Annotated in this window: 18 protein-coding genes; 13 read left to right on the forward strand and 5 right to left on the reverse strand. The window is 63.7% G+C overall.

The features are described 5' to 3' along the window. Positions 1-406: 406 nt before the first annotated feature. Entirely contained in the window at positions 407-1,267 is an 861-nt protein-coding gene (locus ACYVRZ_RS03520; protein ID WP_461224857.1) for an aldo/keto reductase, read from the forward strand. Positions 1,268-1,872: 605 nt separating this feature from the next. On the opposite strand, the gene gnd is transcribed toward ACYVRZ_RS03520, so the two are convergent. Beyond that, positions 1,873-2,769, reverse strand: a complete 897-nt coding sequence (gnd, locus tag ACYVRZ_RS03525) for a phosphogluconate dehydrogenase (NAD(+)-dependent, decarboxylating) (RefSeq protein ID WP_461224859.1) — start codon at positions 2,767-2,769, stop codon at positions 1,873-1,875. 127 nt (positions 2,770-2,896) lie between these two features. On the opposite strand from gnd, the gene ACYVRZ_RS03530 reads away from it, so the two are divergent. From ACYVRZ_RS03530 to ACYVRZ_RS03545, 4 genes are all read left to right on the forward strand, one after another. Continuing rightward, the gene (locus ACYVRZ_RS03530) at positions 2,897-3,733 is read left to right on the forward strand and encodes a MurR/RpiR family transcriptional regulator (protein ID WP_461224860.1); all 837 of its coding nucleotides are present in this window, start codon (positions 2,897-2,899) and stop codon (positions 3,731-3,733) included. 190 nt (positions 3,734-3,923) lie between these two features. After that, a complete protein-coding gene (locus ACYVRZ_RS03535; RefSeq protein ID WP_461224862.1) occupies positions 3,924-5,372 on the forward strand; it encodes a gluconokinase in 1,449 nt (482 codons plus the stop codon). Positions 5,373-5,438: 66 nt separating this feature from the next. Continuing rightward, a complete protein-coding gene (locus ACYVRZ_RS03540) occupies positions 5,439-5,786 on the forward strand; it encodes a hypothetical protein (RefSeq protein ID WP_461224864.1) in 348 nt (115 codons plus the stop codon). Positions 5,787-5,960: 174 nt separating this feature from the next. Beyond that, positions 5,961-6,710, forward strand: coding sequence for a Fic family protein (locus ACYVRZ_RS03545; protein ID WP_461224866.1), 750 nt, complete (start codon positions 5,961-5,963; stop codon positions 6,708-6,710). A gap of 87 nt (positions 6,711-6,797) precedes the next feature. Here ACYVRZ_RS03545 and ACYVRZ_RS03550 read toward each other — a convergent pair whose 3' ends face one another. The 4 genes from ACYVRZ_RS03550 to ACYVRZ_RS03565 all read right to left on the reverse strand — a co-directional run bounded on the left by ACYVRZ_RS03550 (position 6,798) and on the right by ACYVRZ_RS03565 (position 12,098). Continuing rightward, positions 6,798-8,456, reverse strand: coding sequence for an extracellular solute-binding protein (locus tag ACYVRZ_RS03550; RefSeq protein WP_461224868.1), 1,659 nt, complete (start codon positions 8,454-8,456; stop codon positions 6,798-6,800). A 72-nt stretch (positions 8,457-8,528) separates the two neighbouring features. Further along, positions 8,529-9,446 carry a carbohydrate ABC transporter permease gene (locus ACYVRZ_RS03555; RefSeq protein ID WP_262315806.1) on the reverse strand — a complete coding sequence of 306 codons (918 nt, stop codon included), beginning with the start codon at positions 9,444-9,446 and terminating at the stop codon, positions 8,529-8,531. A gap of 12 nt (positions 9,447-9,458) precedes the next feature. Further along, positions 9,459-10,430: an ABC transporter permease gene (locus ACYVRZ_RS03560; protein WP_461224870.1), complete on the reverse strand. Its 972-nt coding sequence runs from the start codon at positions 10,428-10,430 to the stop codon at positions 9,459-9,461. Positions 10,431-10,757: 327 nt separating this feature from the next. Next, positions 10,758-12,098, reverse strand: a complete 1,341-nt coding sequence (locus ACYVRZ_RS03565) for an alpha-L-fucosidase (RefSeq protein ID WP_461224872.1) — start codon at positions 12,096-12,098, stop codon at positions 10,758-10,760. A gap of 168 nt (positions 12,099-12,266) precedes the next feature. Here ACYVRZ_RS03565 and ACYVRZ_RS03570 point away from each other — a divergent pair, with 168 nt between their 5' ends. The 8 genes from ACYVRZ_RS03570 (at position 12,267) to ACYVRZ_RS03605 (ending at position 24,652) form a co-directional block, all read left to right on the forward strand. After that, complete coding sequence (locus ACYVRZ_RS03570) at positions 12,267-13,301, forward strand: glycoside hydrolase family 18 protein (RefSeq protein WP_461224874.1); 1,035 nt, start codon at positions 12,267-12,269, stop codon at positions 13,299-13,301. A gap of 15 nt (positions 13,302-13,316) precedes the next feature. Next, on the forward strand, positions 13,317-13,778 hold the full coding sequence (locus tag ACYVRZ_RS03575; protein ID WP_461224876.1) for a hypothetical protein: 462 nt from the start codon (positions 13,317-13,319) through the stop codon (positions 13,776-13,778). 218 nt (positions 13,779-13,996) lie between these two features. After that, entirely contained in the window at positions 13,997-16,000 is a 2,004-nt protein-coding gene (locus tag ACYVRZ_RS03580; protein WP_461224878.1) for an alpha-amylase family protein, read from the forward strand. Further along, a complete protein-coding gene (locus tag ACYVRZ_RS03585) occupies positions 16,000-17,865 on the forward strand; it encodes a family 20 glycosylhydrolase (RefSeq protein WP_461224880.1) in 1,866 nt (621 codons plus the stop codon). The genes ACYVRZ_RS03580 and ACYVRZ_RS03585 overlap by 1 nt, the downstream gene beginning before the upstream one ends. A 268-nt stretch (positions 17,866-18,133) precedes the next feature. Continuing rightward, entirely contained in the window at positions 18,134-18,805 is a 672-nt protein-coding gene (locus ACYVRZ_RS03590) for a DUF624 domain-containing protein (protein ID WP_461224882.1), read from the forward strand. Further along, the gene (locus ACYVRZ_RS03595; RefSeq protein WP_461224884.1) at positions 18,798-21,008 is read left to right on the forward strand and encodes a helix-turn-helix transcriptional regulator; all 2,211 of its coding nucleotides are present in this window, start codon (positions 18,798-18,800) and stop codon (positions 21,006-21,008) included. Before ACYVRZ_RS03590 ends, ACYVRZ_RS03595 begins: the two co-directional genes overlap by 8 nt. Positions 21,009-21,227: 219 nt before the next feature. Beyond that, positions 21,228-23,528 carry a glycoside hydrolase family 31 protein gene (locus ACYVRZ_RS03600; RefSeq protein ID WP_461224886.1) on the forward strand — a complete coding sequence of 767 codons (2,301 nt, stop codon included), beginning with the start codon at positions 21,228-21,230 and terminating at the stop codon, positions 23,526-23,528. Next, entirely contained in the window at positions 23,525-24,652 is a 1,128-nt protein-coding gene (locus tag ACYVRZ_RS03605) for an acyltransferase domain-containing protein (RefSeq protein WP_461224888.1), read from the forward strand. The genes ACYVRZ_RS03600 and ACYVRZ_RS03605 overlap by 4 nt, the downstream gene beginning before the upstream one ends. Positions 24,653-24,658 lie beyond the last annotated feature (6 nt).

Raw genomic sequence — 24,658 nt, forward strand, 5'->3', positions numbered from 1 at the left:
CCCGGCTGCGCCCTGGGTGCAAAAAAAGTCCCGCAGCAAAGACTGTCTTTGCTGCGGGACGCGTTGGCGCGGTACCACCCGGGTTCGGTCAAGCGTCGCCGCTTGGCCCTCATTTCGTACGGCGCAAGCGCGATACGATAGTACGTTAACGGGTACACCCGGTCCGCGCTTGCATGGCTCACGTGGGCACGACTCCAAGACCATTTTCACCGCCGCCGCTGACCGGCTCGCACCAATTCCGGCTCTCTGCACAGCTTGTGGGGGTTACTTATCTCTTCAACGTCGCTTATTGACTCGTATCTTAGGCCAAATGCGGCCGCGCGTCAATGATTTTTGGTCGAAGCGCGGCCAGTCTGTTACACTAATTAATGGTAAGTCACAAGTTTTCTGATAAGGAGCGAACAAAATGGCACATTTGACCAAATTGACTGACACTTACACGCTGAACAACGGCGTCGAGATTCCCATCGTGGGTTTCGGCACCTGGCAGACCCCGGACGGCGACGTCGCGCGTGACAGCGTCGCGGCCGCCATTGCCGCCGGTTACCGCCACATCGACACCGCCGCCGCATACGGCAACGAGGACAGCGTCGGCGCCGGCATCCGCCAGTCCGGCGTCAAGCGCGACGAGCTGTTCGTCACCACCAAGCTGTGGAACGGTGACCACGGGTATGATGCGACCCACAAGGCGATCGACGCCTCTTTGACCAAGCTGGGCCTGGATTACGTCGACTTGTACCTGATTCACTGGCCGAACCCGGTCGCCTTCCTCGACAGCTGGGAGGCCACCAACGCCGAGACCTGGCGGGCGATGGAGGAGATCCTGAAGGCCGGCAAGGCGCGGGCCATCGGCGTGTCCAACTTCCGGCCCAAGCACCTCGACGCCCTGGCCAAAACCGCGACGGTGCAGCCGGCGGTCAACCAGATTTTCCTCAACCCGTCGGACCTGCAGCCGGACGTGGTCGCCTACAATAAGGCCCACAACATCCTGAGCGAGGCCTACAGCCCGCTTGGCACCGGTAAGATTTTCGACGTGCCGGCCCTGGCCAAAATCGCGGCGCGTTACCACAAAACCGTCGCGCAAATCGTGCTGCGCTGGTCCTTGCAGCACGACTTCCTGCCGCTGCCGAAGTCCGTTCACGCGGCTCGCATCCAGGAGAATGCTCAGCTGTTCGACTTTGAGCTGAGCTTCCACGACATGGAGCAGGTCGACGCGCTGCGCGGCGTGGCCGGTGAGGCGCTTGATCCGGACCTCGCTACCTTCTAGCACTTTGTGGCGGTTCTCACGATAAAATAGTTGTGTGGTGCAACCTTTTACAAACATTTTACAATCCAATCGGCTGTATAACGCTTGCATTCTGGCGCAGTGGGTGGTATCGTGACACCATAGCGATCGCAGCGCGGCCGGTCGATACCGCCGCCGCGCAGCACGCGGAACCCACCTGTTTTCCTCATCCTCATCTGATGAACGTCGACCTATGTCGACCACGTCCGCGGCGTGAGTGTCTAGCGACGAAGAAATTCGCGTAAAAGAAAACAGCTTAACTGGTTTGAGTCCAGAAAACGGGGCGGGTCCCGGTCCAACACAGGTATGCAACACCCCTCAAGCGTGGTGGTCTTTGCCGAGCAGACCACCGCCGTTCCGCGATCGGCGCAAGCCAGCTTTCAACCGAGGCACTGTGGGCTCGCCCGCAGTGCCTTTGTGCGGCCAACGCCAAACGGCAGCCTCCCAACGCGGGGAGACTGCCGTTTTTTGGTGTGCGATTTTTGGTTGCGTTCTGCTTTTAGTTCGGTCTGCTCTTGGCGCAGTCGTTTCCGGTGCGACTTGCTTCCGGGCAGCTGATTTTCAGTGCGACCCGCTTCCGGTGCGACCTACTTCTGGTCGACGGCGTGGCCGCCGAACTCGTTGCGCAGCGCCGCGACCACCTTGCCGGTCATGGTGTCGTCTTGCTCCGAGCGGTAGCGCATCATCAAGGCGCTTGAGATCACCGGCGTCGGCACGTGGAGGCGCTGGGCTTCGGTGACGGTCCAGGCGCCTTCGCCGCTGGAGTGCATCACGCCCTTGATCTGGGTCAGCTCGGCGTCCTTGGAGAAGGCGGATTCGGCCAGTTCCATCAGCCAGCCGCGAATCACGCTGCCGTGGTTCCACATCTTGGCGACGGCGGCGTTGTCGTAGTCGAACGGGCCATTGGCCAGCACGTCGAAGCCCTCGCCGATCGCCTGCATCATGCCGTATTCGATGCCGTTGTGGACCATTTTGAGGTAGTGGCCGGATCCGGCGGGGCCGACGTAGAGGTAGCCGTCGGTCTGCGCGATGGCCGCAAAAATCGGCTCGATGGTCTTGAAGGTCGCCGACGGGCCACCGATCATGAAGTTGCCATCGGCCCGGGCCCCGGCCATGCCGCCGGAGGTCCCGACGTCAAAGAAGTGGATGCCTTGTTCCTTGAGCAGCGCGGCGTGGCGCAGCGAGTCCTGGTAAAAGGAGTTGCCGCCGTCGATCACGATGTCGCCTTGGTCCAGCAGCGTGGCGAGGCTTTCAATCGTCGCGTCGGTCGGCTTGCCGGCCGGCACCATCACCCAGACGATGCGCGGGGCAGGCAGCGCCGCTTTGAGCGCCTCGAGGTCGGTGCAGGCGGTCGCGCCGGCCAAGGCCGCGTCCTCGCGAGCGGCCGCGCTCAAGTCGTTGGCGGCGACGGCGATGCCGTGGTCCCTGAGGTTTTTGACCAGGTTCAATCCCATTTTGCCTAAGCCGATCATGCCGATTTTCATTGTGTGAGAAGCCTCCTTGGTTGATGCTTTAAGTGTATGTAAATTTTTTACAAAAATCAATCGAATTTGATGTAAATATTTTTCTCAAGGCGGGTCTGGTATACTAGTCTCGACTGGAGGGATTACGATGCCGGATTTCAACGCACTGCTGCAGGCCAACCGGATGCACCTGAGCCAAAAGGAACAGGGGCTGGGCGACTACCTGCTGCAACACGCCGCGGCGGCCAGCACGATGTCGATCTCAACGCTGGCCCAAGCGACCGGCGTCAGCACCGCCACGCTGTCGCGCTTCGCCAAGGCGCTGGGGCTCGCCAACTTTCAGGCGCTGCGGGTCGCCTTGGCCCAGGCGCCGGCTCACCTCCCGCTGTTCGAGGAGCTCGACGCCAGCGACGAACCGCTGGCCGTGGCGCGGAAGCTGTTTTCGCTGAATCAGACGGCGCTGGCCGCCACCGCCGACCGCCTGGACGCGGCGACGCTGGAGCAGGCGACCGCCTTGATCACCGGGGCCAAGACGCTCGGGCTGTTCGGGCTGGGGGCGTCGAACCTGGTCGCGCTTGACGGCTACCACAAGTTCCTGCGAACGCCGATTGACGTGGCCTACACGATGGATTACCACATGCAGCTGATGGCGGCGACGCGCCTGAGCGAGCAGGACGCGGCGCTTGTGATTTCGCACACCGGCACCGACCTGGACGCCTTGGCCTTAGCCGACACGCTGCAGCACAACCAGGTGCCGCTGATCGTGATCACCGGCGACGCCCGGTCGCCGCTGGCGGCCAAGGCCGACTGCCTGCTGGTGGCGGTGGCGGAGGAAACCGAGTACCGCGCCGAGGCGATGCATGCGCTGATCGCGCAGCTGTCCTTGATGGACACGCTGTTCGTGCTGGCGGCCAGCGCCACGGACACGGACTCCGCCAAGGTGCTGGACGCGATTCGCGACACGATTGCCAAAACCAGGCGGTGATGCGCAACCCGGGGGGGAAAATGCCCGGTGAAGCGCAACCCGGGGCGGCGGCCACGATCTTGCACGGTCGGCGGTAACGCCAAGCCCGGAGGAACGGCGCAACCTGGAAGGACTGCCACGGTCGGCAGCGACCGCTTTTGCGCCTGGTTTTGAGGCGCTACGCTGAAGGATAACGGAATGGAGCGACAACATGAGCGTGATTATCGGCGTTGACATCGGCACGACCAGCACCAAGGTGGTGGCCTTTGCCCCGGACGGTACGGTGGCCGCCCAGGCCGGCGGCGGCTACCCGCTGGAACGGCCGGTGCCAGGCGCCGCGGAGCAAGACCCGCGGCTGATTCTGGCGGCGGTGCGAGCCGGGTTGGCCCAGGTGGTCGCCCAAGTTGGCGGCCAAAACGTCGCGGCCATCAGCTTTTCCGCCGCGATGCACGGCCTGATGCTGCTGGATGCGGCCGGTCAGCCGCTCACGCCGATGATGACCTGGGCGGATAACCGCGCCGCCAAGGTCGCCGCGGCCCTGGCCGCCTCGGCGACCACGGCCGCGCGGCTGCGCCAAACCGGGGTGCCGATCCACCCGATGAGCCCCTTGGCCAAGCTGATCTGGCTGAACCAGACGCAACCTGGCCTGGTGCAGCAGGCGGCGCAGGTCGTCGGCATCAAGGCCTTCGTCTTGCAGGCGCTGTGCGGCCGCTTGGTGGTGGATCGCTCGCTGGCCAACGCCACCGGGCTGTACGATCCGGCCACCGGCGACTGGGCAGACGACCTGCTGGCGCTGGCCGGGGTCACCCGGGGCCAGCTGCCGGCGTTGTGCGAGCCGACCGCGCCAGTCGGGCCGCTAAAGCCTGCCGTGGCCGCGGCGCTGGGGCTGGCCCCGGCCACCCCGGTGATTGCCGGGTCGTCCGATGGCCCACTGAGCAACCTCGGGCTCGGGGCGGTGGCCGCCGGGCAATACGCCGTGACGATCGGCACCTCTGGCGCGGTGCGGGTGGTAGCGCCAAAGCTTGCGCTTGATCCCGCCGGACGGCTGTTCACCTACTACCTGGGGCCGCGGCAGTGGGTGATTGGCGGCCCGGTCAACAACGGCGGCAACGTGCTGCAGTGGCTGAACCGGACGCTGGCGCCGCACCTCACGCTGCCCGAGCTGACGGCGCTGGCCGGCACGGCCCCGGCCGGCAGCCACGGCCTGCTTTTTTTGCCTTACCTGGCGGGGGAACGGGCCCCGCTGTGGAACGCCGCGGCGACCGGCAGCTTCGTGGGACTGACGACGACCCACACGACCGCCGACCTGGTTCGCGCCGGCATGGAAGGCGTGATTTTCAACCTCGCCGCGGTGCTGGCATTGCTGACGCCGCTGGCCGGGCCGGTGACGACGCTGGCGGCGGCCGGCGGCTTCGCCAAAAGCCCACTGTGGTGCCAGATGCTGGCCGACATCACCGGCTGCGCGGTGACGGTGCCAAGTAGCGTCGAAAGCTCGGCGCTGGGGGCGGCGGTGCTTGGGGCCCAGGCGCTGGGCCGGCTCCCGTTGGGACAGGCGCTGCCGATTGCCACCACGCACCGCTTCGTGCCGAATCCCGAAGCCGTTGCGGGTTACCGGCCGCTGGCGGCAAAGTTCCGGCGGCTCACGGCGGCGCTGGCCTGACGCCGGCCGTGCAACGCCGGCTTACTTGTGGTAAGTTAATTACATTACAATTCATTGGAGGTACGTATGTACGACGCAAGCAAAAAGACCCACGTCAGCCCGACGGTGGCCAAGGTGTTCCCGGCGGCCGTGACCGATCAGCTCTTCGAGGTGATCAAGCTGATGAACAAGGCCGACCAGCTGGTGACGGCGCCGGTTGCCATCGCCTTTTCGGATGACTACTCCGACGACGAACTCTACGCGCTGCTGATCCAGGGCAACCTGGCGCCGGCCCAGGAGTTCCCCATCACCTACGAGGGCGATAAGGACGCCTTTCTCGGCCACGGCTACATCCTGATCGTCAAGGACAACCCCAAGGCCATCTACATCGACTTCAGCCAGGCCAACGACCTGAGCGAGCTGAAGCAGGACTGATCGAAAGCGCGGCGCCGCGGAGGCGACGCGCTTTTTTGATGCGGCGAGCCGGCAAGGTGACGCGCTTTTTTTGATGCGGCGAGCCGGCGTTCGCCGTTGCGAGTGGCTGGCTTGCGCAACCGCCTCGCATCGGTTACGATGACGTTAATCAAGTGCGTGAAAGGGTGGATTGCGATGACGAACACGGCACTGGCGAGATTCATCGCCTCACTGGGAACCTTGAACGGCTACGGCAGCACGGTTTATCAGACTAAGTTAGCGCTTGATCGGCAGTCGCCGGCGCCGTTGCGCCAAGATAATTCGGACGTGGCGATTTTCACGGATGCACTCAAGGGCATTGCCGCGGTTGAGGCCACGGGTTTCAGCGCGGCCGGCATCATCGCCATCAACCGGGCGTTCGATTCGCCCTCGCCCGAGGAGCCGGCCATGCCGGGGCATTTGCGAAGCGCCTATTACAATCCGGATGACAAAACCGCAATTCTGCTGGACGCGCATGGCAAGGAGGCGTACTTTCCGCCGGATGTGGTGACGCAGGCGGATCTTGAAGCCATTGTGGCGCAGTACCGCGATTCCGCGAAGGCGGAGGCGGATGCTTGGCGGGTGTTCGCGCGACTCGCCAAGCTTCAGCCCTTCCAAGATGGCAACAAGCGAACGGCGTTAATCGCGGCCAACGCGGCCTATGACACGCTGACCAGCGGCGATTACCTGCTGCTGCCGCAAAACGACCTGGATCGCGCCGAGTTCATGATTGCGCTGATGCGCTTTTATCAGGCCACCGACCCTGCCGGCGAGGATCAGGCCTTCGCAAGGCTGTTGACGCTGCTGCCAAGCCCGGACGCTCGGCGGCAGGCGCTGGCGGCGCCCATCACGCCGGACGACCCGGGGACGCTTGCGACCCGGCGCATTAAGCGGACGTTCCGCTGAGCGTGGGGCGTGGAGACGCAACACACAAACAGGCGGTGCCACCGCCCTCGCAATGAGGGGGTGACACCGCCTGCGTAGTTCTGGCGCTTACTTCGCGTTGTTCCAGCGGTCGTAGGCGTCTTGGTAAACCTTGACGTACTTGTCGACGTTCATGCCCTTGATGGTCTTCACGTAGTTATCCCATTCGGACAGTGGGGTCACACCGGTGATGAACTTGGCTTCGCTTTGCTGAACGAAGGTCTTCAGGTCGTTGGCGATTGGGGACACTTCGTCTTGCTCCGCGTTGGTCAGGTAAACCAGCGGGTAAGGCACGCGAACGTATGGGTCGATCTTCTTTTGGGTTTCGGACACGGCGAACTTGGCGTAAACGTCGCCGGTTGGGTCGTCGGTCTTCTTTTCCAAAATGGTGTTTTGGTACGGGTCCTTGGAGAGCTCACCGCTCAGGCCAGGGGAGGTGATGCCGTAGTTCGGGGTGATCTTGGAGCGGAAGTCTTCGGAGTTGGAGGAGTCGATGCCCTTGTTGAAGACCTTGGCCTCGTTACCGTCGGCGGTCTTCTCGTAGTGCCACATCACGCCTTCAGGGCCTTGGTTCATGAAGTTTTGACCCTTGACGGTGTAAAGGTAGTCGACCCAACGCAGCGCCGCTTCAGGCGACGGGCAGGCCTTGGTGATCACGAAGCAGCCGCGGTTGATTCGAGGGTTACCAGGGATGATCGCCTTTTTGGAAACGGAGCTGGTCAAAGGCTGCCACATCGGGTTGGTGGCCTTTTGAGCCGCGGTGGTTTCGCCGTTGAAGCCCGGGGCGTAATCCTGGGTGAAGCCGACCAGGCCCTTGTCCATCTTGGCCTTCTTGGCGTCGCCGGACTGGGTGAAGGTGTTCTTGTCGAGCAGCCCTTCCTTGTACAGCTTGTTGAAGAAGGTCAGGTAAGCCTTGTAGTTCTTGGTGATCGGGTTGTAAACCACCTTGTCGCCGTTGTTTTGCACGTCGTTGGACAGCATGCCGAAGGTCGACATCAGCCAGGTGCGGCTCCAGAAGTCCTTCATGTCGGAGTACGGAATTTCATCCGCCTTGCCGTTGCCGTTGGGATCTTCGGTCTTGAAGCGCTTGAGCAGGGCGTAGAACTCGTCTGCGGTCTTCGGCAGCTCGGTGACGCCGAGCTTCTTCAGCCACGTGCCGTTGTACCACATAGGGCCGAGGTACCAGTTGGAGGTGTCGCCACGCTGCAGCATCGGCAGGGAGTAGATGTGGCCGTCCGGGGTGGTGATGGACTTTTCAATGTTCGGGTCGGCCTTCATCAGCTTGTAGAAGTTCGGTGCGTATTTCGGCAGGAGCTTCTCCAGTGGCACGATCAGGCCCTGTTTGCCGTACGTGATTTCGTTGGCCGTGGTGAACGTCGAGGTCCCGGAGCCGTAGATCATGTCCGGCAGGTCCTGGGAGGCGAAGGCCAGGTTCAGCTTGGTGCCGTAGTCGGAACTCGATGGGGTGTTGTACTTGAGCTTGATGCCAGTCATTTTGGCGTACTTCTGCAAGGTCGGCATGTCCTTGTACTCGGCGTTACCGGCGACGTTCGGGGCCATCAGGGTCATGGTCACACCCTTCTTGACGATTGGGAAGCCCTTGGTGGTCACCTTGATGTCGCTGGACTTCTTGCCGGTGTCGGACCCGGACTTGCCGCCGCAAGCGGCGAGTGCGAGCAGCGACATCGCGGTGATGCCGGCGAGTTGGATAGCTTTGGACAGTTTCATAGCAATACTCCTTTCGATTCTTACCCTAAAATTTTTTAAGCCGGGGCCTCACCCTAATTGAGGCGGCGGTGTTTAACCCTTCAAGGAACCGATCAGAACCCCTTTGACGAAGAAGCGTTGCAGGAAGGGGTAAACCAGGATGACCGGCAGCGATGACACGATCATGACGCCGTACTTGATGATGGCGGCGAGTTCGGCCTTGCGTTCCATGGCCTCGGCGGCACTGGCGGTCACGGCCGAGCCGGTCGCGGCGCCTTGCTGGATGTCTTGCAGCACCAAGATCTGGCGCAGCACCATCTGCAATGGGTACAAAGCCTTGTTTTGCAGGTAAACCAGGGAGCTGAAGTAGCTGTTCCAGATGCCGACGCCGTAAAATAGCGCCATCACCGCGATGATCGGTGCCGACAGCGGCAACACGATGCGGAAGAAGATTTGGAAGTCGGACGCACCGTCAATTTTGGCGGCCTCTTGCATCTCCCAAGGCACGTTGGACTGGAAGAACGCGCGGGTCACGACGATGTTGTAGACGGACACGGCGCCGGGCAGCAGAATCGCCCAGACGGTGTTGAGCATGCCCATCGACTTGATCAGCAAGTAGCTTGGAATCAGGCCGCCGTTCAGGAACATCGTCACCAGCATGAAGGTGGTGAACCATTTTTTACCCGAGAAGTCCGGGCGGGAAATCGCGTAGGCGCAAGGCAGCGTCATGAAGAGGCTGATGGCCGTGCCGGCGACCGTGTAGAAAATGGTCATGCCGTAGCCGCGCCAGATGTCCTTGTACTTCAGGATCACTTCGTAGCCTTCAAGCGAGAAGCCCTTGGGCCACAGCCACATGGCCCCGGAGTTCACCGCGGTCGGGTCTGACACCGACGCGCTGATGATGTAAATCAGCGGGTAGATGACGATCAACACCGCCAGCAGGATGAAGAGGTAAAGGAAGTACTTGAAAATGCGATCGGCCTTGGTGTCTTTGATCAGTGTTGTGTTCATATTACCCCTCCTTTACCACAGACTTGTCTCGGAGACTTTGCGGGCGATGTTGTTGACGACAATCAGCAAGACCGCGTTGATCAGCGAGTTGAACAGCCCGACGGCCGCCGCGTAACTGTAAGCCCCGTTGATCAGCCCCTGCTGGTAAACAAAAGTGGCAATCACGTTGGAACTCGACATGTTCAGCGGATTTTGCAGCAGCAGGACCTTTTCGTAACCCATGGAGAACAGGCTCCCGACGTTCATGATCAACAAGATGACCATGGTCGGCACAATCGACGGCAGGTTGATGTGCCAGACGCGCTGCAGGCGGGTGGCGCCGTCGACGATCGCGGCTTCGTGAAGCGACGGGTCAACCCCGGCCAGGGCGGCCAGGTAGATGACGGAACCCCAACCGGTGCCTTGCCAGACGCTACTCAGCACGTAGACCGTTTTGAACCAGCGCGGATCGCTCATGAAGGCGATCGGCTTGACCCCGAACAGGCCGAGGGCGTGGTTGATAATCCCGGTCGATGGGTCCAAGAAGGCAACCAGCATCCCGCCCATGACCACGACGGAGATGAAGTTCGGTGCGTAGGTGACGGTTTGGCTGAACTTCTTCCAAAAACCGTCCTTCATCTCGTTCAGCGCCAGGGCCAAGATGATCGGCAGCGGGAAGCCCAGGATCAGGCCGTAAACCTGGATGCCCAGGGTGTTGCGCATCAGGTCCCAGAAGTAGTAGGAATTGAAGAACTGGTTGAAGTACTTCATGCCCACCCACGGGGAGTTCCAGATGCCCAAGGACGGCATGTAGTCCTTAAAGGCGATCAAAACCCCGTACATCGGGACGTATGAGAAAATCAGCAGGCAGAGAAACGCCGGTAGAATCAGTACGTAAAGCTGCCAGTTCTCCTGCAGTCGCTTGATTGAAAAAAACTGACGTGTTCGTTTCTTCCGCTTGGCCTCTGGAATGGCAAGCGAAGTAGCCGGTTGCATGGCGGCCATAGAATCAACTCCTTTGTAGAGAGTGTAGAACCGCGGGCTTAGCGGATCGGGTAGCGTGGCGCCTGGGCTTGGGGCGGGTTGGGCCCCGAGACCGGGTGCGAGCTAGCCGCATCCGCGTTGCGGGGCGGAACTCGTTTAGAGGGCGGCGCGAGGCGGTTTTAGCGGATCGGGTAGCGTGGCGCCTGGGCTTGGGGCGGGTTGGACCCCGAGATCGGGTGCGAGCTAGCCGCATCCGCGTTGCCTCGCGGAGCCCGTTTAGTAGAGCGTGTAAAACGTTTCGATGTGCCGGTCTTGCGGTCCGAGTGGCGAAAAACCGTGCGGGTGAGGCTACTCGGGCCGCTTGGCCAAGGCGATGCCCGGCAGCAGCCGCTGACGCAGGCTGCCCGGCAGTTGAATCAGGTCGCCGGTGCGGGTCAGCGGGGTGTTGGTACCAAGCAGGCTGGCCGTCGTCACGGCGTCGGCCAGGCCCAGCGCCTTCAGGTCGATCGCGGCACTCGGCACCTTGGCCTTAGGGAACAGGTAGTAGTGCGTCGCGCCTTCGGTGATGAAGTACTTGCGGCTTGCGGCCTTTTGGATCAAGTCGGCGCTGGCGGCCCGGGTGTTGTAGATGCCCTGGCCGTTGAGGTTCAGCCAGCCGCCGAGCTGCAAGAGCAGCTTGACGCCGGTTTGCGGCAGGGTGCCGTCGGGCTTGGGGCCGATGCCCAAGACGATGTTGCCGCCGAGGGTGACGACTTGTAGCACGTCTTGGATGACGGTGCGGCCGTTTTTGTAATCGGCGTGGGGGACATAACCCCAGTCGTTACTCAGGGGGATGTTGCTTTCCCAAGGCAGGGCCGGGCGGTCAGCCAGCGTCGGAATCTGCCGCTCCGGGGTCACGTAGTTCTCGTAGCGGCCGCCCATGGTGCGATCGACCACCAGCATGTCCGGTTGGGCCTGGCGAATCTCGGGCATCAGCTCGTCGAACCCGAGCGGCTCGCGCTCGCCGTTGACCCAGCCGGCGTCCAGCCACAGCATCCCCAGCGGCCCGTAGTTGGTGGCTAGCTCCAAAAGCTGCTTGTGGACAAAATCGGTGAAGCGACCCCAACGCTCCGGGTCGTCTGCCGGCAGGTAATCGGCGTGGCGGCCCTTGGGCTCACCATCCGGGCGCCAGTAGTCGGGGTGGTGCCAGTCGGCCTTGGAGTAGTAGACGCCGGGTACGATGCCGGCCTGGCGCATGGCGTCAGCGTAAGGGCCGACCAGATCGGCGGCCGTTTTATAATCGCTGTACTGCGTATTGAATAGGTTGAAGCCGTCGTGGTGCTTGGTGGTCAAAATGGTGTAGCGGATGCCGGCGGCCTTGAAAATCTTCGCCCAGGCCGTTGGGTCGTAGTGCTGCGGGTTGAAGTGTTTGGCCAGCCCCCAGTAGTCTTTTTTGAGCTGATGCATATTGGGCCGAAACGGGTGCTTGCCCCGTGCCCAGGTGTCCTCGTCGGACAGCTGCCAGGATTCGACGATCCCGGCCTGGCTGTACACGCCCCAGTGCATCAACAGCCCGATCTTCTGATCTTGGAACCACCGCCACTGCTTGACCAACGTCGGATACTCGGGAAATTGCGCGAAATCCTGCGTCGTCCAGCCGCTGTCCTTGGCGGTTTCAATGTCCTCACGGGCCGTGGTAGGTTCTGTCATGTTGCGTCCCCCTTTCGAAATTCAGCATAACCCGGGAAATAAACCGCTTACAATATGTGGATTTTTCGGCTATGTTGTTCTTGCGGTTTCCTTGTCCCCCAAGGGTCTGCTGGGTATAGTGAAACTTGTAAGCGATTACGCTAATCATAGAAAGAACGGAGTGACAATATGCCGACACTGATGGCCTACCTCGACGACGGCAAGCCCTGGACGGTGGCCGACCTGCGCCTCGCCGACCTGTCCTGCATCAATTACGCCTTCGCCAAGATCGACGGGCTGAAGCTGACCCGCGAGCTGCAAAAAATTGACCTGATCAACGCCGAAAAACCCAAGTACCCGAACCTGAAGACCTGCATCTCGATCGGCGGCTGGACCGCGGATGGTTTTTCCGACGCGGTGGCGACGGCCGCTAACCGCACCGTCTTCACCCAAAACATCATTGAATACATGCGCCGCTACGACTTCGACGGCGTCGATCTTGACTGGGAGTACCCGGGCATGGACACCGCCGGCATCGTCGCGCGGCCCGAAGACGCGGCCAACTTCCTGGAATTCGTCAAGGTCGCCCGGGCCGCCTTGGACGCCGCCGGGGCGGCGGATGGCCGCTATTACCGGCTGACCGCGGCCATCGGGGCGGCCGAGCCGCTTTTGGCCACCATGAGCCCGGACGACAAGTACGACTACGTGCAGTACCTCGATTACCTCAACGTGATGACCTACGACATGCGCGGCAGCTGGACGAAGCTGGCGTCGCACCACACCAACTTGCTCGGCTACACCGCCGCCAACGGCAACCTCAGTGCCCAGCAGGCGGTCAACAACCTGCTGGCCGTCGGGGTGCCGGCCGCCAAAATCGTCATCGGCTCGGCCTTTTACTCCCGCGACTGGTTCGAGGTCTCGGCCAAGGCCGCACCGCTGGGTCAGCCGACCGCCACGCTGGGCACCCACACCACCAACTACAACGAGCTCAAGACGCTGTTGGCCGAGCATCCGGCCAATGTTTACTGGGACGACGAGGCCAAGGCGCCGTACTACTGCGACGGCGACCGCTTCTCTTCCTATGACGACGCCCGGTCGATGGCGGCCAAGGCCGAATACGCCGTCGCCCATGGGCTGTGCGGCCTGATGTTTTGGGAATACTCGCTGGACCTGTCGGGAACGCTGGTCCAGGCCGCCGCAGACGTGTTCAACCGCCAAGCCTAAAAGGAGGTCCTGTCGATGCGCCGCTTCTTAAAACTGCTGCTCACATCCGTTGCGCTGGTGATGGTCGCCGCCGCCGTCGCCTTTTTCCTGGTCGACCGCAAGATCGTGGCCGATGACGTGTCGGCAAGCGGGGCCCAAAGCGCCGAACGCGCCGCCCAAACCACGTACCGCCAAAACGTGGCGGCGATCAACGCCGGCGACGCCACCGCCTACCTGGCCACCGTGCCGCCGGCCAAGCGAGCGGTCACCGAGGCGAAGCTGGGAACCAGCCTGAGCCAAGGCACCCGCGTGACCCTGCAGTCCTTCAAGGTGCAAAAGGTCACGGCGACCGGCGTCGTGGCGAAGGTGTCCCTGAAGCAGGTGACCAAGCACCCGGCCAAGACCCAGGTGCTGGAGAACACGGTCGAGTTCGTTCGCCAGGGCGGCCGCTGGTACATCCAAAAAAGCGTGCTGGTCAACGTGATTCCGGCCAGCTGAACCGCGGCCGGGCCCCGGCCTCGGCTTCCGGCCAGACCGGACCGAGGTCTCGGGCCACGCTTTCGGGCCACGCTTTCGGGCCATGGTCTCGGACCACCACCTCGGGCCACGCCGTAACGTTGGCCCCAACCTCGCCACCGCCCCAAGCACCACCGTTCCCAGCACCACCGCCCCAAGCGTCGCCAGCCGGCGCCACCACGATTCCACGGAGGACTTCGATGATTGAACGCCAGATCCACCTCGACTTTCACACCAGCCCGGACATCCCCAAAGTCGCCGCCGCCTTTGACGCGGCGGCGTTTGGCGATTACTACCGCGACTTGGCCGCGACCAGCGTGACCGTGTTTGCGCGTGACCACCACGGCTACCTTTTCTACCGCTCGCAGGCCGAACCAGGGGCGATGCACCCGACCAGCGTCGTGCCGGACCTGCTCGAGCAGCAGATTGCGGCGCTGCATGCGCGTGGCATCCGGGCCCCGATTTACACCACCGTGCAGTGGGACCACCGCACCGCCAAGGCGCATCCCGAGTGGCTGTGTCGCGACGCTGACGGGCGGGTGATCAACACGCAAGACGTGCCGGCGCCTAATTTTTACGACAGCCTGTGTTTGAACACGCCGTACCGCGATTACCTGCTTGCCCACGTCTCAGACATCATCCGGTCGGTCGGGCCGGCCAACGTCGACGGGTTGTTCTTCGACATCGTCAACGTGGTGCCTTGCGCCTGTCCGAGCTGCCAGCAGACGATGACCGAAGCCGGCTTGGACTGGCACGACCCGCAGGCCTGCAGGCAAAATTGCGCGGCGGTCTTGGCCGCCTTCAAGGACGAGGTGGGGGCGCTGATTCGCCGTCGGCTGCCGAACGCGACGATTTTCTTCAACGCCTCGCACGTCGGCCCGGGGCAAGGGGCGACGCTTGCGGACTACACGCAACTTGAGATCGAAAGCCTGCCCAACGGCGCCTGGGGCTACGACAACTTCAGCCGCGTGGCGCGATACACCCGGACGCTCGGGCTGCCGTACCTGGGCATGACCGGCAAGTTTCACACCTACTGGGGCGATTTTCACTCGCTCAAGCGGCCGGCGGCGCTTGAGTTCGAATGCTTCCAGATGGTGTCGCTCGGCGCCGGGTGCTCAATCGGCGACCAGCTGCTGCCAAGCGGCCAGCTTCTCGCAGGCACCCAGGCGCTGATCGCGCCGGTGTATCGCCGGCTCAAGGCGCTGGGTGAGCGGCTGCCGCAAACCGCGGCCGTCGCGCCGATTGCGATTGTGACGGCGGAAGGCGCGTTGACCAGCCCGGCCGGGGCCGCCGCTGCCTTGACCGGCGCGGTGCGGCTTTTGGAGCAGGCCCATCAGCAGTTCGACATCGTCGATGCGACCAGCGACTGGACGCCTTACCGGCTGCTGGTGGTGCTGGACGTGCTGCCGGTTGACGCCCCCGGCTTGGCGGCCAAACTCCAGGCCTTCATCGCCGCCGGCGGCAAGGTGCTGGGCTGCGACCACGCGGCCGCGCTCGGCGCGTTCGGCGTCGAATACCGCGGCCGCTCGCCTTGGCAGCGCGACTTCATCCAGCCCAACGCGGTGCTGGGCCGCAAGCTGGTCGCGGAACCGTTCGTGATGTACGAAACCGGCGCCGCGGTGGCGGCGGCCGGGTCCGAGCCGGTGCTTGAGACGCGCATCCCGTACTTCAACCGCGAAGGCACGACGTTCACCTCGCACCAACACGCCCCAAGCTCGGGTGTCGCCGGGGTGCCGGCGGCCTGGCGAACCACCAACACGCTGTACTTCACCCACCCGCTCTTCACGCTGTACTACGACTATGCCCCGGATTGGGTGGCAAGCCTCTTCCAAGACGCGCTGGCGCTGCTGGCGCCGGCACTTGTGGTCGCCACCGACCTGCCGGACACCGCGCGAGTCGAGGTGCGACGCGCCGTCAACGGCGACTTGTACCTGCACGTCTTGAACTACTGGATTCAAAAAACCGGCCGCCTGACCTACTCGGTGGCCGCAAGTCCGGTGCTGCGGGAGGCCACCATCGCGCTGCCGGCCGGCTACTGGCTGGCGGCGACTGCCAGCCGACCGGCCCAGACGCCGGTCGCCACCGATGTGGAAACCGGCGCCGCCCAGGCCGTGAGCGTCACGGCTGCCGGCGTCACGCTGCACCTGCGTGAGGTGCGGCCTTATCAAGTGATTCACTTAACGACTAGTGAGGGAGAAAACTGATGACATTAAACTTTGTGACCCTACCAGAGGAACTGAAGCAAGGCGTCACGGCGCTGATTGAGGACTGCCAGCTCGGCGAGCTCGAGGCGCCGGTGGCGGTCACCGTCACCCACGCCGACGACCTGGTGGTGAGCTACCGCGGCGGTGTCGCGCATATCGGCTACCCGTTCCCGTCGGCGTTTTTCCGCGGCCTGACGGCACTGGCCAGCGCCGTGCGAGCCGGGCGCGACCTGGATTTGGTCGAGCACCCGCAGTTTGACACGACCGGCATCATGATCGACATGTCCCGCAACGCCACGCTGAGCCCGGCCGGCCTGCGTCGGCTGATCAACCTGTCGGCGCGGCTGGGGCTCAACGCGGCGCTGCTTTACATGGAAGATGTTTACGAAGTGCCGGAGTACCCGTTTTGGGGCCACCAGCGCGGCCGGCTGAGCCAGGCGGAGCTGAAAGCGGCCGACGATTACGCCGCGGCGCTTGGCGTCGAGCTGATTCCCTGCATCCAGACGCTGGGCCACCTGAAAAACCCGATGCGCTGGTCGTTCATGAACCCGATTCGCGACACCGACGGCATTTTGCTGGTGGGGGAAGAGGCGACCTACACCTTCTTGCGCAACATCATCACCGCCGCCTCGGCGCCGTTCCGCAGCCGCAAGATTCACATCGGCATGGACGAGGCGCATGAGCTCGGCCGCGGCCAGTACCTCGACCGCAACGGCTGGGTCGACCGCACCCAGATCATGCTGGATCACGTGTCGCGCGTCACCGCGATCACCACGGACCTCGGGCTTGAGCCGATCATGTGGAGCGACATGTGGTTCAACGCCGCCGGCTACGGCTACGGCGACCCGGCCACCGAATTCTCCGAGCAGCTCAAGGCGCAGATTCCCAACGTCGGCCTGATGTACTGGGATTACTACAACAACTCCCAGGCCAACTACGAGCAGGTCTTTCGCATCCACCAGACGCTGGGCCAGCCGGTCAGCTTTGCCACCGGCGTTTGGACCTGGAACGGCCTGGCGCCGAATTACGGCAAAACGATGCAGACGATGGCCGCCGGCATGAGCGCCGCCAAGGCCGTGGGGCTCGACACCGTTTTTGCCACCATGTGGGGCGACGACGGCGGCGAGACGCCGTTCACCGCCGGGGCCTTGGGGCTGCAGAGCTTCGCCGAGCAGTGCTACCACCAGGCGGCGCCGGACGCGGCGAGCTTGGCTTCGGCCTTTGCCACCTACCAAGGCAAGAACGCGGCGGATTACTGGCTGCTCGACGACTTCGACCAGCTGCCGGAGCTTGCGGCCGGCAACCCGGACGCGACCAACCCGAGCAAAATCGTGCTGTACTCGGACCTGCTGCACCCGGTGATGGCGGCCAACCTGGCGCCTTACGACCTGCTGGATCACTACCAGGAGCTGGCGGCGCAGCTGGACGCGGTGGTGCCGACGCCGGCCGATGAGAGCCTTTTCACCTTCTACCGGGCCCTCGCTCACGCCTTGGTGGCAAAGCTTTCATTGATGGAGAAAATAAACTCTAGCTATCAAAGTGGACAAAAGGACCAGCAACCCGTTATAGTAGACTTATCGACAGAGTTAGTTAAACGCTTGCGCGACCTGCGCGACGCGCATCGCGCCGTCTGGTTCGAACTCAACGCGCCGTTCGGCTGGGAGGTCATGGACATTCGCTACGGCGGCCTGATCGCCCGGGTCGACACCGCGCTGTGGCGCCTGCAGCAGTGGGAAGACGGTGCGGTGGCCAAGCTGGACGAGCTCGAGGTGCCGCGCCTGACGATCGGCAAGCCGACGGACCGCAGCCTGGGCCGCGGTCTTTACGCCGACCTGGCGACGGTCACCAAGATCTCCGGGGTCTGAGCCGCGGCGGTCGCCTGCAGGGCGGCCGGACCGCCGGCCGTCGGAGTAGGTAGCGCTGGGTTGCCGTGAACGCGGCGGCCAGGTAGGGCCGCAACACCGCGCGAGGTGGCTGGGCCGCCGGCGCGTGACGGGCTACACCAGGGGCGAGCGGCGAAGGTCGTGCGGCGCCGCCAAGCGGGGGCAAGGCGGCGTCGCGGTGGTTCACAGTGGCCACCATTAGGTAAGCGGGTTGGACGGACGTTGTAGAATCGTATAGGGGGTATTCGACATGATGGGAGCGGAACCACGAGGCATCGTGAAGCTGACGTTCAAGCTCGGGCAGGTGTTGCTGTTTGGCATCAAGCTCCAGCTGTTGTGGTGGTGGTGGACGCTGCGCGGCGGGATTGTTCTCGGCGCGTTCCCGGCGCTGGCCAGCTGCGTGAAGCTGCTCTTGCGGCGGCTTGAAAGCACCGACGACGACCGCTTCGGCGGCGAAGCGGCGCAGCTTGGCGCCATGAACCGCGAGTTCGGCCTGTTTTGGCGGCAGTCGTTCAAGGACGCCAACGGCATCGGCTTCATCAGCGGTGGCGCCATCGTGCTCTTGATGCTGGACTTGGCGGTGAACCGGGTGTTGATTCGCTCGGCGGTGCTGCAGTACGGCCTGATCGTGCTGCTGGTCGCGGCGATGATCTACCTGATGTACATCCTGACGGTGTTCGGCCGCTACCAGCTGAGCTTTTGGCAGTACTTCCGCCAGGCCTTCGTGATTTCGGTCGCGCGGTTCACCGATACGCTGGCGATTCTGGTCGGCACGATGGTGGCCACGGCCCTGGTCGTGCTGTTCCCGGCGCTGTCTTTGGTGGCCCTGGTGCCGTTGTACCTGACGCCGGTGGTGTGGTTCTCACTTCACGCCTGCCGCTACGTCGAGGCCGTGATCAAGGTGGCATCCGACCATGCTTGAGCGGCTGCGGCACTGGCAGCCCCAGCGCATCATCACCATGTACTGGGCGTTTTTCGCCGTGGTGTTCCTGGTGCCGGCCGGCATTTTGACCGCGACTTGGATGCACAACGAGGTCCAGGGGCAACGCGCCGAGGTCGATACCGCCCGGGAACGCGCCTTGGCGTCGGTTCGCACCAACCTGAACGACAACCTGGCGCATCTTTTGACGGCGGCCAACCAGATGGCCATCGACCCGGCGTTCGCCCGGGACCCCCAGTATTTTGACGACTACGCGGCCATCGAGGCGGCGCTGCACCGCTACAACCTGTCGAGCCCGTTGGTCCAGCGCAGCTGGGTCAACATGTTCCGCCGCCCTGAGGCCCTGTACTCGGCGGATGGCACCTACGACACGCAAGACACCTTGTACAAGTACAACCTGCTGCCGGCGGGAACCAAAAGGGACCAGCAAGACGCCTTGATTCACAGCAGCGTCCCGCACCTTTTGGCGACCGGCAGCCGCGACCAAGACGCCCAGCTGACGCTGGTGGTGCCGTTGATGCCGCTGTCGGGTGAGCAAAACGGCGTGGTGTTTTTCACCTTGAACACCGAAAGCATGCAAGACATCCTGGCCGCCGGCGCCAGCTCGCCGGACCAGGTGCTGGGGCTGGCGGTGGCCGGTCGCACCGAGCTGTTGTCCAAGTCGCGGCTGCAAGACGTTGACTTGGCCGGGATGGTCGGGGCCAAGCCCAAGACCGAACGCGTCAAGGCGGCGGGGCAGGCTTTGGCCGTGACGGTCAGCCCGGACAAGGGCAGCCTGTTTCAGACCGTGTCCTACGCGCTGCCTTACCGCGCCGGCCACTCGCTGCTGCGCTTCCTCGGCAACAGCCTATGGCTCCTGGGGCTGGTGGCGCTCTTGGGTTTTGGCCTGATCCACTGGTTCGCCAAGCGCCAATACGCGCTGATCGCGCGGCTGGAGTCGGCGCTGCCGCCGACGCCTGCTAGCGGTGCCAGTGCGGCCGGCACCGAATCCGCCCGGCTGCAGACGGCGATCGAGGGTTACATCGCCGACCACCAGAACCTGATCACCACCTCCAAGGTGCAGCTGCCCTTCGTTCGCAACCAGATTCTGCAGTTGCTGCTCAACGGCCGCATCCAGGACCCGGACACCACCGGCGACCTGCTGGAGGTGGCCGACTTGCACCTGCCGTATAAGAATTTCGTCGTGGCGCTGCTCGCCAGAAAAGCGCAGTGGAACGCCGACGACCTGGCGGCACCTTACACCGCCGCAGACTACACCGTTTTGCCCATGCATCGCACCAGCGAGGCGCAGGTGGTGCTTTTGATCAACTACGCCGACACCCAGACCCCGGCCGCGATTGTCTCCGCGCTGCGGGAACAAGGCGACATGGTCGATGCCACCACCGTGCTGTACCTGAGTCGGGCCCATCGCGGCCTGGCCACGCTGCATGAAGCCTACATCGAAGTTTTGTCGACGCAGATCACCGCGCATCCAGGATTGGGGGAGAGTGTAACGTATGAAACCGGAGCGGCCCTGGCGGCCAGTCGCGAGGACATGTTCGATTTCACCACGGAGTTGAAGTTGGACAACAGTCTGTTGCACCGTAACTTTGACCATGCGCAGGAGGCCTTCGAGATGTTGTTCAACCTCGCCAGCCAAAACTACGACCCCCGGGCACGCTTTGATCTTGGCATGTCCAACCTGATCACCCGGGTGCTCAAGGCCGATTACCAGCGCAACCTGCAGGTCTCAGACGAACTGGTTCGCCAGCTTCTGGCGGTCGAGTCGCTGAGCCAGCTCCACACGCTTTTGCTCAAAACCATCCGCGTGATCACGGCGCCGGAACCCGTCGCCGCCAAAGCGACCCAAGAAGAGGACGTCGGCGCCAAGCTTCGCGCCTACATCGAGGCCAACGCGGCGAGCCCGACGCTGTCTTTGGTGGATGTCGCCGACCACTTCGGCTACTCGGTGCCTTACACCAGCCGCTACGTCAAGGAAGTGACCGGCAAGACCTTCACCAACTTCGTGGCCGAACGGCGCCTGGTGATGATCGAAACGGCGCTGGTCACCACCAGCCTGCCGATCAAGACCATCATCGAGCAAAACGGCTACTACGACGTGGCCAACTTCACCCGCAAGTTCAAGAAGCTGACCGGCATCACCCCGGGCGAGTACCGCCGCACCCACGCGGTCGCGGCGGGGTAGCCTCAAGCGGCCCTAAGCCAGCGGTCGTGGTCAGTCCGGCGACCAACGCGAATTCTCAGACCCATCCAGGCCACCGCAAGCAGTTGAGTGCGGTGGCTTTTTGAGTAGCGGCGCGACGGCCGTGTTACCGCAAACAAGTCGCCGCTCAGGCTTTCAACCGCCGCGAGAAAACGGTATCATTAGGCTGACACCTGATTTCGCGTGAAGGAAGGAACACACATGAAAGCCATTCAATCCGTTGAACAAGAGGGCCAGCTGGTCACCATCACTTACGCCGATGGGCAGCTGAACCTGCAAGTCGTCACCCCGCAGATCGTCCGGGTCCAGCACGGACCTTGGCAGCCCGGCCACTCCTACGCCATCGAAGGCGATAAGGTCCAGGCCGTGCCATATCAAGTCGACCGCGGCTCGCAGGAGGTGGTGGTGACCACCGCCGCCTTGAAGGTGGTCGTCGACGCGGAAGGCTTCGTCGACCTATTCGACGCGGCCGGCACCCCGCTGGTCCAGGATTTTCGGGGACCGCGCCACGCCTTGGCCCGGGACCTCTCTAAGGCCCAGGCCGACCTGGCCGCGGCCGAGGGCCACGACCTGGCGCAAACCGAGGCGGCCAACGCCAACCTGGTGGTCAAGGTGCTGCACGAGCACGAGCACCTCTACGGCCTGGGCGACAAGGCCGGCTTCATGGACAAGCGCGGCTACGAGTACGACATGTGGAACACCGACAACCCGGTGCCGCAGCTGGAAAACCGCACCCGCCTGTACAAAACGGTGCCGTTTTTGATCGGCCTTAACGCCGGTCACGCTTACGGGCTGTTTTTCGACAGCACCGAACGCAGCCACTTCGACCTGGGCAAGGAGTCCAGCAACTACTTCTACTACACCAGCGCGATCGGCACGGTCGATTACTATCTGATCGCCGGCGCCGGCGCTGGCATCCCCGGCGTCCTGGAGGCCTACACCTACCTGACCGGCCGGACGCCGCTGCCGCAGAAGTGGACGCTGGGCTACCAGCAGTCGCGCTGGAGCTACGGCACGGAGGCGCAGGTCAACTACATCGCCGACAAAATGCGCGAGTACCGGCTGCCTTGCGACGTGATTCACTTAGACATCGACTACATGGACGGCTACCGCGTGTTCACCGTCGACCACGACCACTTCCCGCACTTTGCCGAACAGCTCAGCGATTTGGCCAAGAAGGGCATCAAGGTCGTCACCATCATCGACCCCGGCGTCAAGGAAGACCCGGGCTATCACGTCTACGACGAAGGCGTCGCCCAAGGGCTTTTTGCCAAAAACACCGACGGGTCGATCTACGTCAACGCCGTGTGGCCAGGCGCCGCCGTCTACCCGGACTTCGGTCGCGAGGCGGTGCAAGACTGGTGGGCTAACAACGTGAAATTCCTGACCGAGAACGGCGTGGCCGGGGTCTGGAACGACATGAACGAGCCGGCCAGTTTCAAGGGTGAGATTCCAGACGACATCGTTTTCTCCGACGGCGACCAGCCCTCGACCCACGCGACGATGCACAACGTCTACGGCCACAACATGTCCAAGGCGACCTACGCCGGCCTACGCGAGCAAACCGGCAAGCGGCCGTTCGTGATCTCCCGCGCCGTATACGCCGGCTCGCAAAAATACGCGACGGTCTGGACCGGCGACAACCACAGCCTGTGGGTTCACCTGCAGTGGTCGGTGCCGCTTTTGTGCAACCTCGGGCTGTCCGGCTTCGCCTTTGCCGGCACCGACATCGGCGGGTTCGGCTCCGACACCACCCCCGAGCTGTTGACCCGCTGGATCGAGGCCGCGATTTTCAGCCCCTTGCTGCGCAACCACTCGGCCATCGGCACCCGGGCCCAGGAGCCTTGGCGCTTCGGTGAAAAGACGCTTGGCACCTACCGCAAGTTCCTGGAGCTGCGCTACCACCTGATCGATTACCTGTACGACCTGTTCGAGGCCGGCACCCGCACCGGGCTGCCGGTGATGCGGCCGCTTGCCGTGCATTACCCGCAAGACGAACGCGCCGCGACGATCAACGACGAGTTTTTGGTCGGCTCGGACCTGCTGGCGGCGCCGGTGTTGACCCCGAACACCACCGAACGCCTGGTCTACCTGCCGGAAGGCGAGTGGTGCGATTTTTGGACCGGCAAGGCCTACGCCGGCGGCCGCGCCTACGTGATTGACGCGCCGCTTGACGCGCTGCCGCTGTTCGCGCGGGTCGGGGCCATCCTGCCGTGGCGGCCGCTGACCCAGTACGTCGACGTCGCGACCGAGACGACGCTTGGCTTCAGGTGCTTCGGCAACACCGGCACCTACTCGCACTACCAAGACGACGGCGCAAGCTTCGATTACGAAAATGGCGCCTACAACCGTTACGCGGTGACGGTGCAAAACGGCGCAGCCAAGGTCACCTTGACTCACCAGGGCTACGCCAAGCCGTACCAGACCATCACCGTGGCGGTCGCAGACGGCGCCGTGCAGACGCTGACCTACGACGCCACGACCGGGAGCTACCGCGCATGAGCGGCGACCGGGACCAAACCGTGCGGAATGCGGCCGCCCGGGCGGCGACCACGCCGATTGCACGTGAGGCGACCGCGCCGGTTGGAACCGCACGGGAGACGCCGACCGGCGGCGCGACGTCGGCGATGACCTTGATTGCGCTGGCCGCCGGCATCGGGCTGCCCGAGGCGGTGCTTGAGGCTGCAACGGCGGCGCTGGTCGCGCAGCTGCAAGGCGGCTCGCCGCTGGCGGCGGCCGGTGCCACGCCTGATTTGGCCGCGGCCACTGACGCCGCTACGACCGGCGCAACCGGGGCCAGCGATGCGGCCGCGGCCACGCCTGATTCGCGCCGCGCCACCGGGACCTCAGCACCTGCGCCGGCAAGCGCCGCCGCGACCACCCCGGCCCAGACGCCGGGCGTGGACTGGCCGGCGGCTTACGCCCAGGCGCTGGCCCAAACCAGCGACGCCGCGTTTCACGATTGGCAGGCCGCCTGCCTGCCGCTGCCGGACCCCAGCGGCCTGGCGACGCTTGGGCTGCAGCTGAACCTGGCCGTCCAGGCGCATGGGCGCTACCGCGAGCTTGGGCTCAGCGACGCCGTTTATTTGGCCTCGATGGGTTACTTCTCCCGCACGGTGCGGGAAAGCACGGCCGAAAGCGGTCGCGCCGGTTTCTTGGTGCGGGACTGGTCGCGCCGCCAGCTGCAGCTGCGCGAGTTTCGGCTGGGGAGCTTCGAGTACGAGCGAGTGGATCACACCATCAACCTGCACATTCCCGGGGATGCCGACCTGAGGACGCCGGCCCGGCTGGCGTCGTACCGCGCGGCGCAAGCCTTTTGGCGCGAGTTCGCCGGGCTTGCCGTCACCCAGCTGGACTGCGAGTCCTGGCTGCTGGCGCCGGTGCTTGACCGGGTGCTGAAGCCGCAGTCGCACTTGCGGCTGTTCCGCGGCGATTTTCGCCTCACCGGCAGCGACCCGGCCCCTGAAGATTACCGCAAGTGGTTGTTTGATAACGACCAGGGCCCGGCGGCAGGGCTAGCGACTCGCACCTCGCTGCAGCGCGGCGTTCGCGACCTCGTGCTTCACGGCGAGCCGATCGGCATCGGCTTTGGCGTGATCGACCTCGCCACCGTTTTGGCCAACTGACCGACT

The organism is Lacticaseibacillus suihuaensis, from assembly GCF_054785075.1.